Origin of the sequence: Nocardia terpenica (assembly GCF_013186535.1) — a bacterium.
Lineage (GTDB): Bacteria > Actinomycetota > Actinomycetes > Mycobacteriales > Mycobacteriaceae > Nocardia > Nocardia terpenica.
This window is the reverse complement of sequence record NZ_JABMCZ010000005.1, coordinates 1,146,576-1,161,249: the sequence shown is the minus strand read 5'-3', so window position 1 is coordinate 1,161,249 and position 14,674 is coordinate 1,146,576. Positions and strand designations below refer to the sequence as shown.

The following is a 14,674-nucleotide window of genomic DNA, read 5'->3' as shown; positions in this document are numbered from 1 at the left end:
TCCATCACTGGAGAAGCTGGAGGAGCCGCAACGGCTCTCGCCTCGACGACCGAACCGTAAGCGGCTACCTGCCACTCGCTGGCCCCTCGAGGCCGAGACACGGTGAGAAGATCAGTTCGATACCGGGGTCACCCGCCATTGCTGGTCGCGTGCGGCCGGGTCGCAGGGCGGTGCCTGGAATACGTTGCCGCCGTGAGTCTCCGACTTGTGAATTACCCTGAGACAGCGGGGTGTCCCATGGTCGTCGATGCGGATCTGGCCGGTGCCGTCTGCGCCCTGACCAGGCACGTACTCCCACCTGGCCGGGTTCTTGCAGCTCGACAAGTACACGTAGTAGTACTGGCCGGGTAGGAGGCATCCCTTGGATTGTTTGCCTTTCGGTGTCTGCAACCGGGACGGTCCCGTTCCATCGATCGCCTGCCAGGTCTCCGAGTTCGACCGGGGGGCACACGGTTTCACGTCTTCCAGGGGTGCGTCCCTGTTTGTCGACAGGCACTTGCCGGGGTAGGCGACACTTTCGATCGTGAACCCCGTGCCGGTGTCGGGCCAGTCCGCCGACGCCGTCGCGGTCGGCAGGCCCGCGGCCAGACAGATCGAGCCGACGACGAACACCGGACGCCCTACGCTGCGTCGCATACCCATGAGGCGAAACCACACTCCATCCCTGATCGGCTCCCCGAGCGGACACTCAGTCACACAACTATTCGGAACGGAACCGACCAAGGATTGCTTCACAACGGAAACGGCGGGCGGCGACCGGCCACGCGGAGGAGGCGGAAATTGGCTGTCGAGCGGCTTGGTCGGTCCCGGTCGTGAGGTTACTTCCGTTGCGAACCAATCCTCGGTTGGTTCTGTAGCGAATGGCTTTGGAGGACTGATCGGTCGATCACTTCGACGTGACCGACGTAAGCCGATTGAAAGCGGAGTGGATGAAGCGCATTGCTGTGAGGACCCGTAGGACTCTGCGGATGGCCGCGACGGCGGCCGGTACGGTGGCTCTGTTTGTCGCGATAGCGCCACCGGCGGCGGCGAATTGGGGAGGTTGCTCAGGCCAGGTCTGTTTGGAAGTCGAGGGTTCGGGACTGTACGTGGCCCGCTTGACGGTCACTCCTGCGCCGGGGGCGAAGTTCTACGGTCGTATGCATCTCTACGGTCCTGGCATCAAGGGCGACAGTGCGTTGATGAACTGGCACAAAGGGTCTCGGTACAGCGTCGGGGTGGGCCACGGAGTGAACAACCACACGAAGTTCTGCGCCGAGGGTGGGGAGCACGACGCATCGGGCACGGTCAAGCGGGGCGTCGGTCGGGCCTGCGTCGACGTCCACCAGTGACGTAGAGGGTGGTAGCTGGCAAGACCGGGTATTCATGTGGTCTGGGAGGTTGCAGTTGGGGTGGCGGTCGAGGCTGGTGTGCATCGTGTGTTTGTGAGACACGCAACCCTGGACCTCGAGTGGGCTCGAGGTTGCACGATGGTTGCGACACCGTATCCGAGGAGGGAAGCGAACTGTGCCGAAACTTGACCGGATCATAGAGTCCGCGTTGTATGTCGACGATCTCGGTCGTGCCCGCGAGTTCTATACCGATGTGTTGCAGCTGAATCCGATTCTCGACGCGGATCCGTTGTGCGCGTTCGACATCGGGGGCGACAATGTGCTGCTGCTGTTCCGCCGCGGCGGATCGCTCGAACCGAAGGTGCTGCCGGGACCGGTTCTGCCGAACGGCGAGATCCCGTCCCACGACGGCAGCGGCCGGTTACATGTGTGCTTCGCCGTCTCCGAGGATCAACTGACCGAGTGGGAAACCCACCTGAATGCGCACAACATCCCGATCGAAGGCCGGACCAACTGGGCACGCGGCGGTCGCAGCATCTACTTCCGGGATCCCGACGAGCACCTCCTCGAACTCATGACACCGGGTAACTGGCCGAACTACTGAACCTCCCGACCAGCGTGAGTGCCCAGCTCAAACATCGGATCAGCCGCTATCCGCTCATCGGCTAGTTGGAGACTGGTATCAGGATCGAATCCCGGCCAGGATCGGTCCAGGTGCCCGGTGGGGTGCTCTCACATGCGGGCTGCCCGCCGTGTGTTTGGTGTGGCTCTCCAATTGGCTTGCCTCCCATCGGGTGCCGTGCCGGGAGTGGTTCGAAAGGTGGTTTGCCAGCGGCTCGAACATTATCGGATGTCCTGAGCCGCAGATGATCTCGTCCGACGACTGCTCGCCCAGCGGCTAGCGTCCGGCAGTGGTGAGGGGGCGCAGCGAGCTCAGCTCGCGTCGACCTCGGCTCGGAGTTTCAGCAGGTTGGCTTTCTCGGTGCGGAGCCGGTCGATGGCGGTATCGAGTTGGCGGGTGCGTTCGTCGAGTTGCGCCAGCACGGCCGCGCGGTCGTGGTCGGTGGCGGTCTGCGGTGCGCCGCAGACGATGTGCAGCATCGTGTGGGCCTCCGACAGGGAGAGGCCGGAGGCGAGCAGGCAGCGAATGTCCTCGACCGTCTCGATGTCCTCGGCGCGGTAATGCCGGTAGCCGTTGGCGTCTCGCCCCGGTACCAGCACCCCGGCGTTCTCGTAGTGCCGCAACATCCGCGGGCTCGCCCCGGTGATCCGGCTCAGCTCCCCGATTCGCACCGTACCGCCCATCCTCGATAACCTTGACATTGACGTTGGTGTCAGACTTTACCGTGGCCGAATGACGAACGAACGGACCCGACCGCACGTTGTCCTGGTGGTCTCGCACCCGAATCACGACTCGGCGACCTGGGCCATCACCCACGCGGTCGAGCAAGGCATACAGTCCGACGGCAGCACCACGGTCACCACCCATGACCTCACCGCGGCGGGTTTCGACCCGGTGTTCAACGCCAGCGACCTCGAGGTGCACCGGCTGCGCGGACACGTACCGGACGACGTTGCGCGCGAGCATCGGCTGCTCGAATCGGCGGACGTGGTCGCCGTCTTGTTCCCCGTCTACTGGTGGTCGATGCCCGCGCTCGCCAAGGGCTGGATCGACCGAGTCTTCAGCCGCGGCTGGGCCTACGACAACAGCGCGACGGCGACCGGAAGCGCGATCGAGGAACTGCATTTCATCGCGGTGGCCGGTGTCGGGGAAAGCAGTTTCGTCGCTCGCGGCTACAAGGACGCGATGGCCCTGCAACTGCGGCACGGGATCGCCGGGTACTCCGCCGTTGCCGAATCCTCCCTCGAGTTCCTCTTCGGCAGCGAAACCACAGACCCCAGGGTCCACGAGAACCTGGCCACGCAGGGATACCAGCTCGGTGCCCGGCTGGCACAGCGCGCCCGGACGGCGTTCGAATCAGCGACGGGAACTCCAGTCGCCGACCACACCCCCGGGTGAGCCCAGCCGCGAGCGTCGACATCGAGCTATCCGCATGCGTTGGACCGCCGACTCGAATGCCTTTACAGGGCAACCGATCAGCACCTGGTGTCTACGGTCTGCCAACGCCCGCGCAGCGGCAGAAGAGGACGTTTGCCCGGCGCAGCGTGTAGCGATGCTGCGACCCCTGCCGAGCCTCTCGCAGCACGTCTCGCGATGGTCCTATAGATCGTCAAGCCCCGACGAGTAGTCCGTCTACGTAGGTTCGCTGGCCGGTCGCTACGTCCATCGACCCGAGACGGTCGAACGTCCGCATATGCCGATGTGCGGGCGCCGGTCGTCTGCTTCGGTCGTTGAGTGGATGCGATGCGGGGACCCGGCGACATCCGGGTGGGGTGGACAAACAGTCGCTTGCAGTCTGTCTTTCGCGGGGGCTTGACCTTGAGTCTTGTTGAGGTGTGAGGGTGTGGGGACTCGATTGCGGAGGAGTGGTGAACAGGTGCGGGTTGTCGAGGTGTCGGAGTTCGGTGGGCCTGAGGTGTTACGCGTCCGGACGCGGTCGGATTGTGTTGCCGGGCCGGGGCAGGTCGTTGTCCGTGTCGCCTATTGCGGGGTGCTGTCGCTGGACATGGTGATCCGGAGCGGCCGAGGTGGTGACATGTTCGCGGTGCGGCTTCCGTATGTGCCCGGTGTCGGTGTGGCCGGTGAGGTTGCCGCGGTCGGGTCGGGGGTGGATTCTCGCTGGCTGGGCAGGCGGGTTCTGGCAGACGTCGGCGGCGGTGGATATGCGGAACAGGTGGTGACATCGACGGCGAACCTGATCCCGATTCCCGACGTGGTGGACCTGCCGACCGCGATGGCGCTGCTGCATGATGGCAGCACGGCGCTTGCGGTCTTCGAGGCGATGGCGGTGCGGGCCGGTGAATCGGTGCTCGTGCAACCGGCTGCGGGAGGACTGGGCAACCTGCTGGTGCAACTGGCACACGCCGCGGGAGCACGAGTGATCGGAGCCGCCCGCGGTCCGGACAAGTTACGCGTCGTCAAAGAACTCGGCGCCGATATCGTGGTCGACTACAGCACGCCGGGGTGGGCCGACGAGGCCGGGGCCGTCGACGTGGCGTTCGACGGTGTCGGCGGCGAGCTCGGGCGGACCGCATACCAGTTGGTGCGCGCGGGAGGACGGTTCTCCGCATACGGTTTCGCCGGTGGCACGCCGGTACTGGTGGACGCGGTCGATCCGCACGGTCGGCGCGCGCTGGGTCTCGATCAGCTCGCCGGATACGCCCCCGGCCGGGGACGGCGGACCCGGCAGATCCTGGATATGGCCGCCGACGGCGCTATTCGTGCGGTGATCGGTGCGGTGTACCCGCTGGCGGAGGCGGCGCAAGCGCATCGAGCACTGCGGTCGCGCAGGGTGACCGGCAAGGTTCTGCTGGAGGCGTGCTGATATGGCAGACCCGGCGCACCTTCGGATCGGTGTCACGCTTCCCACGCTGGGTGAGATTGCCACACAAGGCATTCCGGACGTGGCGTCCCTGGCTCGCCATGTCGAGCAACTCGGTTTCGACGCGGTACGCATTCCCGATCTGGCGATCGGCGACGGCACACCCTCACTGGATGCGACAGTGGTGGCCGCGATCGCGGCAGCAGCCACCACGTCGGTGCGGATCGAGTTCGGTGTCCGAGTCCTTCCCCTACAACCGGCGGTCACGCTGGCCGCGCAAATCATGTCCCTGCAACATCTTTCGGGTGACCGGATCCTGCTCGGTGTGGGTTCGGGAGGGTTCCCCGACAGCCCGTACTGGCGAGCGGTGGGCGCAACGGCCGCCGATCGCGCACAAGTCACCGAACATACGCTGGCCCTACTGCCCGGATTGATCGCAGGCGAGGCCATCGCAACCAACGGGACCGTTGTCGAACTCGCTCCCGGGACACACGTTCCGCCGATTCTGGTGGGCGGCAACACCGATGCCGCCATTCGGCGCGCGGTCCGTTACGGGGATGGCTGGTTGCCGTCGAGCCTCGCCCCCGAGGCTCTGGCTCGCGGCGTCGCCCGATTCGGATCGGACTCGCGGTCACACCCACCGACAGCAGCTGGCAAACCACCGTGGAACAACTCGCCGAAGCCGCAACCCTGCTGACCTGACGACACCGCCGACCACAGCCCACAACGACCGGAAGGCTGATGACCGTCCGAATTGGTTGAGCGACACCCTCTTCCGACGCGCGCTCATGCCGAGTTCCGTGCGGTTCGACAGACGTGGTCGGCGGCCGGGGCGGACGAGTGCGTTCGCCCCGGCGACGGCGTTCGACGATCAACGGGCACCGACCACTTCGCCGACACACCCGCCACCACCCCGGGCCGGTGGTATCGGGAAAAGATGGCCGCTACCTACTCCTGACCCCACGCGCGGCCGCTGCACGCCCACCGGCCGCAGCGGCCACTGCCCACCGAAACCCGCGGTTCCCCCGGTCCGCAGCGGCTACGCCGAGCGTCCGACGGCCAAATCGCCGAGTCCCATCTCGATATTCAGCAATGCACCGGAATGCCGCGGGGCGGTCGTTCGGTGAGCCGTAGCCAGGGGGCCACCTCGAGAACATCCGGAATTGCCGATTTCCGGTTGTCCAGCACGCCCTCCAGCGTGGATCGCTCCCAAACCCGGCGGGAAAAGTAGCAGCTCTGCGGGTCCTACGAAGCGCGAGTTAGATCACCTCGACACTGGCGTCGGATCCGCACGGCTGTCGGGCGCGGCGTCCCGACTGTTCGACTGGGCACACCGAGGCGATCGGGTACCCGCGGACGTCTCGGCTGCCCCCTTTCGCGACTCGACGCCTCAACGCGCACCGCGGCGGCGCGATCTCCGGTGTCATCGGGTTGCGCACAACCCGATCAGAACGAGGTCTACGACCTTCTCTGCCAAGTCTGCAGCCGAGGTGATGTGGGTGTCGGTCCCGGATGGCGGCCATAGGGCGGGGCTGATGAGAACTGTTGTGGCCCAAGCGGAATCGAGGTCAGCGCGCAACTCTCCGGTGGCAATCCCGCGGTGCACGGTATCGATGAGCGCCTGTCGGCGCGGCCTGACGACGGTGTTCTCGTATGCCTGTGAAAGCTCGGGAAATGCATGACGCTCGGCGAGTAACGCCTGCAGCAGCCGCCCGTCACGCGGATGCTGGGACCGCTCGGCGGTGATCTTCACCAGCGCTACCAAGTCGTCTCGAATCTCGTTGCCCAGTCGAGGCAGTGGGCGTGCGATCGCGGCGAGCGTGTCCAGTAGCAGCGACTGTTTGGTGGGCCAGCGTCGGTAGACGGTATTGCGGCCCACTCGCGCACGCGCGGCTACCGCGACGAACGACAGATCCGACAGGGTGACGCCCTCGGCGATCAGGTCGAGAACGGCTTCGATGATCACGCGGTCGGCGTCCGCGTCGCGTGGTCTGCCGAGAGTGGTCGAAGGGTTCCGATTCACCTGGTTCGCCTCCTGCCGCGAGATACGGAGCACTTGTGCTCCGAAAGTGTAGCCGCTACTGTCGGAGACGACTTTCGGAGCAGTGCTGTATCGAAAAGAAAGGGGCCGGTCATATGCCCACCGCATTCGACCCGATAGACCTCGGCGGGATGACCCTGTCGAACCGCATCGCGATGGCGCCGCTGACTCGGCGCCGCGCCTACGGCGAGGGACTTTCCGCTACACCGTTGATGGCCGAGTACTACTCTCAGCGCGCCTCTGCGGGTCTGATCATCGCGGAAGCGTTGCAGCCCAGCCGGATCGGTCAGGGCTACACCGATACGCCGGGTCTGCACGACGAGCGCCAGGTGCAATCGTGGCGTCCGGTCACCGACGCTGTGCATGCCGCCGGTGGGCGGATCTATGCGCAGCTGATGCACGCGGGCCGCAGCAGCCACCCCGATCTGCTGGGCGACGGCCTACACCCGGTTGCCCCATCGGGGGTCGCGGCAGCAGGTGTCGTCCGGATCAGCGGCACCGAACCCGCAGTACGCAAACCGTATCCGGTACCGACCGAACTTGCTGTCGCCGATATCGGCCGCACGATCGCCGACTTCGCTGACGCGGCAGACAACGCAATCCGAGCAGGTTTCGATGGAGTGGAGCTGCATGGCGCCTACGGGTATCTCATTCAACAGTTCTTGTCCGACAACGCCAACCGGCGTGACGACCGTTACGGGAAAACCATCGACGGCCGTATCCGATTCGTGCTGGAATTGATCGACGCGGTCGCCGACCGGATCGGACCGCGGCGACTGGCATTGCGAATCTCACCCGGCTGCACGGCCTTCGGGATCCGTGAGTCCGACATCGACACGCTGTACACCAGTTTGGTCGGGCGGTTGCGAAACGACCTGTCCTATCTCCATGTGTTCGAATTTCCCGGCCACCGTGCATTGACCCAGAAGTTGCGGACGCTGTGGGCGGGCACTTTCATGCTCAATCCGCACGAGACCGGCGACAGCGGACCCGCAGGCCCCGACGATCTATCCCTGATCAACGACGGCTCCGCAGACATACTGGCCTTCGGCACGCTGTTCATCGCCAACCCCGACCTCGTCGCACGGCTACGCGCCGGTGGCCCATTCACCCCCGCCAACCCGACCACCTTCTATCGCGGCGACCATCGCGGCTACACCGACTACCCGACCCTGCCCCAACCAACCGCCAGCAACCACTGAACGACTCCCAGGCGAGAGCCTGTCACCCGCGAACAAACAGGGAGAACCGTTCATCACCCTGATGTGACGGTCCCGGCTTATCAGGTCAGCCATGCACGCACCATAATGCCGCGGGTCGCGGGTCTTCTGGTCGCTGGGTGTTCGCGCGCATCGTGAGAGATGGTGTCGGTTGGATGCGTGAAGTCCGACGCTACAAACCCGCCACGGTCGCCCGCAGGATGGCGGTGATCGCCGGTTTCTACCGCACCTGCGTCATCGACGGCGTCCTCGACCACTCACCCGCCGAATACGTCCGACGCCCGCGAGTCGCGAACGAGTCACCGACACTGGGACTTTCGCATCTGCAATTCGAGGCGCTGCTGTCGGCGGCCGGGACTCGGCCAACCGGTTCGACTTCGCCTTGGTGGTCATGCCGGGCTTGCTCGGGTTACGGATCTTCGAAGCCTGCGGCTGCGATATCAGTGATCTCGGTGAGGAACACGGGCACCGGGTGCTGCGCGTGGTCGGCAAGGGCAGCAAGGTCGTGTTGATCCCGCTTCCACCGGCGGTCGGACGCGCTATCGACCGCGCGATCGGCGACCGCGACATCGGCCCGATCCTGCTGAACACCCGAGGGTGTCGCATGGACCGGCACTGCGCCACCCGCCGACTCCGCCGACTCGCGCAGGTGTCGGTGGTGCGGCTCCCGCGGATGCATCCGCACATGCTGCGCCACATTGTCTCTGCTTAGTTCCCGTGTTGCGATAAGCCTGGAAGGGGCTGGTGGCCTGGGTGTTTGGCCGTTGCGGCGGGCGTGTGGCGTTTCTACAGTCGGCGTCCATGATCTTGAGTTACTTCACCTCGGCGGGCTGGCAGTCCTGGGACGTCGAGTACCGGCCGGTGATCCCGGAAGGGATGCCGGTCTTGATCGACGACGACCTGCTGTTGGAGGATGGCCCGGCCGCGCCGCGCCCGGCGGCGGTGATCAACCAGTGGTTGCGGCTGCTTCCGGCCAGCGGGGCGCCGGCGCCGAGTTCGTGGGAGAACTACGCGCGGGCGGTGAAGGAGTGGACGGAGTTCCTCGCCGAACATGGTGTGGGACTGTTCGATTCGCGGGATCGGCTCAAGGCCGGGCTGAGTCGCTACGCTGAGCACCGCGCCGCTGGACCGATCCGGGCAAGGTTCGCGGCGTCCACGTGGGGCCAGCACATGAGTATCTTGTCGATGTTCTACCGGTGGGCGATGGAGGAGGGACTCGCCGCCGCCGAACCGTTCACCTACCGCTCGGCACGGGCGGTGTTCGCCGGGACCGGCCGTCAGGTGCGGGTGAACCTGGCGGTGCGCCGCACCTCGAAATCGCACGTCACCATCAAGTATCTGGAACCGGACTTCATCGATTTGTTCCGCAAGGGCTTGCGCGGGCTCGCACCGGACGGCACCTGCGACACCGGGTACTCCGGGCGGGAGATGACCCGCAACGCCGCGATCGGGGACCTTGCACTGGCGACCGGGCTGCGGCTGGGCGAGTTCACGCACCTGCTGCCGTGGGAGATCCCAGCGTTGCCGCCGGCACCGACAGTGATCCCGATCCCGTTCCCGGTGCCGGCGGGAATCACCAAGGGCCGCAAGTTCCGCACCACCTGGATCTCCTACGACGCTCTGGCCGGGCTGCACGACTACCTGCAGCTCGATCGCGCCGCGGTTACCGAAGGGTCGGGTTGGCGGCCGCCGCGGCGTTGGGGTGAGCCGCTGCTGGTGAGCGATCCGGATGCGCGTGGCGGCCGGGTCAATGGTGTCCGCCGGTCGTGGGGGTCGTTGACTCCGGCGGAGCGGCGGCGGCTGGTGGCGCCCGACGGTGGGTCGTACCTGCTGGCGGTCAAGGGTGATGGTGGCCCGTTCATGGCGTGGGCGACGGTGTTCGAGCGCACCGCCGACCGGATCCGCTCCCGGTTCGAACCACGATTTCCGCACGTCCATCCGCACCGGCTCCGGCACTGCTTTTCTATGCAAACGCTGGAGTATCTGGTGACCGGCTACTACCGGCAGGCGGCAAAACTGGTGCGCGACACCGACGCCGATGCGGCGCTGGTGTTCTACCTGACCAAGGCCGATCCGCTGCTGGTGCTTCGGGATTTACTGGGGCACTCGACCGTGCTGACCACCGAAAAATACCTCAAACGTCTTGATACGACACGGATTTACCGGCAAGCCTACGAAACCGCCGGGGCGGCAGCAGGACTCACCGAGGATACCTCGGCGCAGCGGGAAGCCGACGCCGAATTCGGCAACGACACCGATCAGGAGCGGCGGTGATGCCTACCTCGGTGACCGACGAGCCGCTGGGGCTGCACTGTGTCTTCAGTGACGGCAGCACAGCGGCATTCGACCTGGCGGGACTGCCGAACTCCCGGCTGGCGCGTGATTTGGCTATCGGTCTGGTGGAACTGATCCACCCGCACGGCAGCGCTGACACCGCTGGCACTGTTGACGCCTACGCGGGTGCTCTTCGGGCGATGGTTCGGCGGCTCGCCGAGCAGGGTTTCACCGGCGGTGCGGCGGACCTGCGCCGCGGGAAGCTGGCGCAGTTCTGGATGGCCGGACCTCGTCGGCTGGAGGCGCTCACCCGCAGCCTTGTGGAAGGCTACGCACGGTCCGGCGGCTGCCTTGCCGATGGTGTGTTGGAGCTGGCGGTGGGCCGCCACTTCAACATCCAGCCCTACCGCCGTCCGCTGCCACCCTATCCGGACTCCGAGTGGCATCGCCTCACCGAAACCTGTCAGCGACTGGTCGACGAGTCCTACACGACGCACCACCGCGCACTGGCTACGAAGGTGCCAGCCGACCACTCGGTGAGACAGGGCTGGGCATATGAGAACTTCTGCTGGCTGGTGGGGCAACTCGGGCCGGTCCGCACACCAGAAGCCGCTCACGCGATGGGCTTGACCTACAGCGCATTTCAAAACCGTCGGCTACCGGACTACTACGCTGCCGTCGAGGCGATGTTCCCGCACCTGGACGTCGTCATCGCCTATCGGCTGCTGTTCGGCGTCTACTCGGGCATCGTCCCGGACGGCATCGCCGACCTGGATGTCGGTGATATCGACTGGGCCGGTGACGCGACCGTTCTGCTGTCCTATGTCAAACGGCGCACCGCCGCAGAGAGCGTCAACCTTCCGCGGCCGGCGGTCAGGCTGCTCGAGCAATGGCTGTCGCATTCGGCGCTGCTGCGGAGCTGGGTTGAGCCCGCCTATCGTGATCGCCTCTGGTTGGGGTTGAGTAAGGTCGGCCGACCTGAGCCTATTCGCGAGATCAACCGCGAAGCGATCAAGCGATGGGTCCGGCGCCACGGCTTGCGCGGCGAGGACGGCGGGCTGGTGAAGATCCATCGATCGCGCATCCGCACGACCCACCATGCGATGCGCGAGAAGAGGAACTGGACCGGCAACGCCCGCGCCACGATCGACCCGAACCACACCCCTGCGGTCGAGGGCGATCACTACCTGTCGGCGACGACCCCAGGCCAGCGGCACGCCATCGAGACCGTCGTCGAGGATGCCCAGCACGACCTGCTGCGCCGCGCACATCCACCCACGGTGATCACCGAGCAGGACGCCGCCGCACTCGCACGGGACTATCCGCAACTGGTCACGGCCATGCGCCTGGACGACCGCGCCGTCGTCGAATTGGTCGGCGGCGCACGAGATGTGTTCACCGCGGCCTGCGGTGATCAGCTGGCCGGGCTGCACGGCCCGGTCGGCAAGCCGTGTCCGGCCAGGCCCTGGGTTTGCCTGCTCTGCCCGCTGGCGGTGTTCGCGCCGCGCCACGCGGTGAACCTGCTGCGGCTCAAGGCGTTCTTCTCCCGTCAATGGCAGCAGATGCCCGCCGCGCACTTCATGGCTGTTTTCGGGCCCTACGCCACCCGGATCGACCAGATCCTGAGCCGGTTCGATCCCGGCGAGCTCACCGCCGCCGCATCCCTGGTCGCCGACACCGACGACGAAATTCCCCTTCGCCCAGAGGAACTCACCGCATGACGACAGTTGCCTTCGATAACAACGAGGAATATCTGCCATCGCCGTTCACCGGCGCCGACGTCTGCCAGCAGGCGGGTCTGACACTGCCCGAGGGCGCCCGTCGCCCGCTGTTCGATGACGACTTGTGGGATTTCACCGACGTCGTCGGGTTGGCGGTCCACATCCCGCCGTCGGTCAGGCGCTTCGACTTTTCCGTAATCAGCAATCCGCGATGGCGCCTGGTCGCCAAGGAGCTGATCATGGCGATCCTCGCACCGCAGCACCCCGTCGTCGTCGAATTGCCGAGGGCCTACCGCACACCGCTTCACCTGCGCAGTGCCAACGGGCGGCTCAACGAGCTGACCCGGTTCTTCCGCTGGCTGGACCATCGACGCATCATCTCGCTGGCCGCGGTCGACACCCACACCTGCGAGGCCTACCTGTCGTTTCGGCGCTACATTCTCGACGAGAACGGCAGCCGTGTCGGCGAGCAGGGCCCCGGGGTTCGGCGCGCTGCCGCGCAAGTCGTTGTCGACCTGGTCAATTACCGGGAACTATGCACCGGCGACCGCGTCCGCGCTGATCTGCGGCCCTGGGGCGGCGCAACCGCTTCAGCTGTCGCTGAAATGCCGTGCGGCAGAGGCGGAAACACCACTCCGCCGGTCCCGGACGAGATACTTCAGCCGACGCTGGCGGCGGCACTGCACCTGGTGCAGGTCCTGGGCCCGCACGCGGCGGCTCTGAACGAGCAGATCCGCGAACACGACCGCCTCTACGGAGCTCGCACCGAAGCGTTGCAGCCTGTCGCCTCCGCACCGGTCGAGGACATCCTGGCTGTGTTGGCCGACTACACCACGACCGGCACACCGCTGCCTCACCACGAGGACCACGCGATCACCAAAAGACTGCGGGCAGGATGGTCTACCCAGGATCCGTTGCTGCCGGTCGCCACCGGGATTCTGGCCAGGCAGGCAGGCCGCCGCAGCTTCGAGTCTCGCTGGATGCCGCAACTGCGAGGACCGCTCACCGAGGCGGTCGCGGCGGTCGGGGTCGAGAAGGTCTTCGCCCGCTATGCCGATCACGCGCCAACCGTCGACGGCGTGACGCAGCCGTGGAGCCTGCCGCTGCACCGCTTGCAGGCCGTTGCCGTGGTCGGGGTCGTCCGGACAGCCGCGATCACCGTGCTGGCGGTCTCGTCGGGGATGCGCAGCAGCGAACTGATGGAACTGTGTGTCGGTTGCCGTCGCCCGATCGAGGAACCTGTTCCCGGGCTGAAGCGCTACCGCGTCGCCGGCAAGATCGTCAAGGGCCAGCCCCTCGGCGGCGTCGACGACGAATGGGTCGTGATCGAACCCGCATTTCGTGCGGTCGAACTACTCGAACGCCTGCACGATGATCCGCGTGACGGTGTTCCGCTGTTGTCCCGCTTCGCTTTCCGGGTTCGCTACATCTGGTTCCGAAATTGGGTCAACTCCCCAGCAGGGCAGCGCCTGGGCCTGGCCCCCATCCCCGACGGCCCGGTCTCCCTGCGCATGATCAGAAGGACCGTCGCGCTCGAATTGGCCTACCGCCCGGGCGGGGTCTTGGCAGCGAAACTGCAGCTCAAACATATTGCGACCGCGACCACGGAGGGCTACGCGGCGCGACCGGGAGGGGCCCAAGCCGAGCTGCTGGCCGAGGTCAACAAGCACGAAGCCGAACGGAACCTGCAGCTGGTGCTCACCGAGTTCCATAACTACCGCAACGGCATCCTGCCCGCCGGACCCGGCGCACGCAACCTGGTCGAGTTTTTCGCCAGCATCGACACCGACCCGGACGCGGAATCGGCTGCGGCGCCCAAGATTCAGCACAATGACCGCGACATACTCAACTTGTTGTCCAAACGCGCCAAGACGCTGCACCTCGGCGTCGCGAACTACTGCTGGTTCACCGACCCCTCCCGAGCGCTCTGTCTGAAGCTGGCCGGCACCACGACCGCGAACCGGCCACTGATCGGGATGTGTGACTCGGCCCGCTGCCCGCAGGCCACCCACCACCGGATTCACCGACCCGTCTGGGCCCAGCACGCCGAAACCACCAAGACCTTCCTCGGCCAGCTCGGCAAGACCCGCACCACCGAACGCACCCGCCTGCAAACCGACTACGACCGCTCCCAGCGCGTCATCGCCAGCATCGACACCGCCACCACCGAAAAGAAGCAATGAAAATCAGCGCTGCCCAACGTGTTCAGAACGAAAACCGGATCCGCTCCGCGATGGACCGTCTGCTACGCGGCGAAATCCCACCCGGCGGAAGCTGCGACATCAAGACCCTTGCTCGCGACGCAGGCGTCGACCGCACCGCCTTCTATGGCACCAGACCCTACGCACACCTGCGCGCCGAGTTCGAACTCCGCATCCAGCAACTGCAGACCACAGGGCACACTCCCGACCCGAGGACCGCGCAGATCGACCGGTTGAAATCCGAGATCGACAGACTCAAAAACCATCTGGCTCAAGCGAACTCGACAATCGAGGAACTTTCCGACTTCCGCAGACAAGCCCTCGCGCGGCTCGCCGCGCAACATGACGAAATCCAGCGACTCCGCGCGACCGTCAACCCAGGCACGAACATCAGCCGCCTTCCAGCGGCCCGGCAGAAGATCATCGGACCATGCTGACACCAG

The 14,674-nt window shown here is 65.9% G+C and carries 14 protein-coding genes; 11 read left to right on the top strand and 3 right to left on the bottom strand.

Going from position 1 to position 14,674, the window contains the following annotated elements:
* Positions 1-111 precede the first annotated feature (111 nt).
* The gene (locus HPY32_RS41075) at positions 112-612 is read right to left on the bottom strand and encodes an RICIN domain-containing protein (RefSeq protein ID WP_067587045.1); all 501 of its coding nucleotides are present in this window, start codon (positions 610-612) and stop codon (positions 112-114) included.
* A 356-nt stretch (positions 613-968) separates the two neighbouring features.
* On the opposite strand from HPY32_RS41075, the gene HPY32_RS41070 reads away from it, so the two are divergent.
* Positions 969-1,331 (top strand): hypothetical protein, encoded by a 363-nt coding sequence (locus HPY32_RS41070; RefSeq protein ID WP_156674402.1) that lies wholly within the window; start codon positions 969-971, stop codon positions 1,329-1,331.
* A 175-nt stretch (positions 1,332-1,506) separates the two neighbouring features.
* Positions 1,507-1,935, top strand: coding sequence for a VOC family protein (locus HPY32_RS41065; protein ID WP_067587052.1), 429 nt, complete (start codon positions 1,507-1,509; stop codon positions 1,933-1,935).
* A 329-nt stretch (positions 1,936-2,264) separates the two neighbouring features.
* On the opposite strand, the gene HPY32_RS41060 is transcribed toward HPY32_RS41065, so the two are convergent.
* Positions 2,265-2,636, bottom strand: a complete 372-nt coding sequence (locus tag HPY32_RS41060; protein ID WP_067587054.1) for a MerR family transcriptional regulator — start codon at positions 2,634-2,636, stop codon at positions 2,265-2,267.
* Positions 2,637-2,685: 49 nt separating this feature from the next.
* Between HPY32_RS41060 and HPY32_RS41055 the strand changes: the two genes are divergently transcribed.
* From HPY32_RS41055 to HPY32_RS41045, 3 genes are all read left to right on the top strand, one after another.
* Positions 2,686-3,351, top strand: a complete 666-nt coding sequence (locus tag HPY32_RS41055) for an NAD(P)H-dependent oxidoreductase (RefSeq protein ID WP_067587056.1) — start codon at positions 2,686-2,688, stop codon at positions 3,349-3,351.
* A gap of 445 nt (positions 3,352-3,796) precedes the next feature.
* Positions 3,797-4,777, top strand: coding sequence for a zinc-binding dehydrogenase (locus HPY32_RS41050; RefSeq protein ID WP_309247578.1), 981 nt, complete (start codon positions 3,797-3,799; stop codon positions 4,775-4,777).
* Between the two features lies 1 nt (position 4,778).
* The gene (locus HPY32_RS41045) at positions 4,779-5,471 is read left to right on the top strand and encodes an LLM class flavin-dependent oxidoreductase (protein ID WP_067587062.1); all 693 of its coding nucleotides are present in this window, start codon (positions 4,779-4,781) and stop codon (positions 5,469-5,471) included.
* Positions 5,472-6,197: 726 nt separating this feature from the next.
* Here the strand turns inward: HPY32_RS41045 and HPY32_RS41040 are convergent.
* Positions 6,198-6,797, bottom strand: a complete 600-nt coding sequence (locus HPY32_RS41040; protein WP_067595633.1) for a TetR-like C-terminal domain-containing protein — start codon at positions 6,795-6,797, stop codon at positions 6,198-6,200.
* 113 nt (positions 6,798-6,910) lie between these two features.
* Between HPY32_RS41040 and HPY32_RS41035 the strand changes: the two genes are divergently transcribed.
* The 6 genes from HPY32_RS41035 to HPY32_RS41010 all read left to right on the top strand — a co-directional run bounded on the left by HPY32_RS41035 (position 6,911) and on the right by HPY32_RS41010 (position 14,668).
* Positions 6,911-8,017, top strand: coding sequence for an alkene reductase (locus HPY32_RS41035; protein WP_067587065.1), 1,107 nt, complete (start codon positions 6,911-6,913; stop codon positions 8,015-8,017).
* Positions 8,018-8,426: 409 nt separating this feature from the next.
* Positions 8,427-8,747 carry a tyrosine-type recombinase/integrase gene (locus tag HPY32_RS44215; RefSeq protein WP_067587068.1) on the top strand — a complete coding sequence of 107 codons (321 nt, stop codon included), beginning with the start codon at positions 8,427-8,429 and terminating at the stop codon, positions 8,745-8,747.
* An 89-nt stretch (positions 8,748-8,836) separates the two neighbouring features.
* Entirely contained in the window at positions 8,837-10,309 is a 1,473-nt protein-coding gene (locus HPY32_RS41025; RefSeq protein ID WP_067587071.1) for a tyrosine-type recombinase/integrase, read from the top strand.
* Positions 10,309-12,030 (top strand): hypothetical protein, encoded by a 1,722-nt coding sequence (locus HPY32_RS41020; RefSeq protein WP_067587074.1) that lies wholly within the window; start codon positions 10,309-10,311, stop codon positions 12,028-12,030. Before HPY32_RS41025 ends, HPY32_RS41020 begins: the two co-directional genes overlap by 1 nt.
* Entirely contained in the window at positions 12,027-14,213 is a 2,187-nt protein-coding gene (locus HPY32_RS41015; protein WP_067587077.1) for a site-specific integrase, read from the top strand. Before HPY32_RS41020 ends, HPY32_RS41015 begins: the two co-directional genes overlap by 4 nt.
* Complete coding sequence (locus HPY32_RS41010; protein ID WP_067587080.1) at positions 14,210-14,668, top strand: PilN family protein; 459 nt, start codon at positions 14,210-14,212, stop codon at positions 14,666-14,668. The genes HPY32_RS41015 and HPY32_RS41010 overlap by 4 nt, the downstream gene beginning before the upstream one ends.
* The last annotated feature ends 6 nt before the right edge of the window (positions 14,669-14,674 follow it).

Bases quoted from the DNA above. Each gene is read 5' to 3' on its own strand.
- HPY32_RS41035 (WP_067587065.1), top strand. From the start codon at position 6,911: ATGCCCACCGCATTCGACCCGATAGACCTCGGCGGGATGACCCTGTCG.
- HPY32_RS41010 (WP_067587080.1), top strand. From the start codon at position 14,210: ATGAAAATCAGCGCTGCCCAACGTGTTCAGAACGAAAACCGGATCCGC.
- HPY32_RS41045 (WP_067587062.1), top strand. From the start codon at position 4,779: ATGGCAGACCCGGCGCACCTTCGGATCGGTGTCACGCTTCCCACGCTG.
- HPY32_RS41020 (WP_067587074.1), top strand. From the start codon at position 10,309: ATGCCTACCTCGGTGACCGACGAGCCGCTGGGGCTGCACTGTGTCTTC.
- HPY32_RS41060 (WP_067587054.1), bottom strand. From the start codon at position 2,636: ATGGGCGGTACGGTGCGAATCGGGGAGCTGAGCCGGATCACCGGGGCG.
- HPY32_RS41055 (WP_067587056.1), top strand. From the start codon at position 2,686: ATGACGAACGAACGGACCCGACCGCACGTTGTCCTGGTGGTCTCGCAC.
- HPY32_RS44215 (WP_067587068.1), top strand. From the start codon at position 8,427: ATGCCGGGCTTGCTCGGGTTACGGATCTTCGAAGCCTGCGGCTGCGAT.
- HPY32_RS41025 (WP_067587071.1), top strand. From the start codon at position 8,837: ATGATCTTGAGTTACTTCACCTCGGCGGGCTGGCAGTCCTGGGACGTC.
- HPY32_RS41070 (WP_156674402.1), top strand. From the start codon at position 969: ATGGCCGCGACGGCGGCCGGTACGGTGGCTCTGTTTGTCGCGATAGCG.
- HPY32_RS41015 (WP_067587077.1), top strand. From the start codon at position 12,027: ATGACGACAGTTGCCTTCGATAACAACGAGGAATATCTGCCATCGCCG.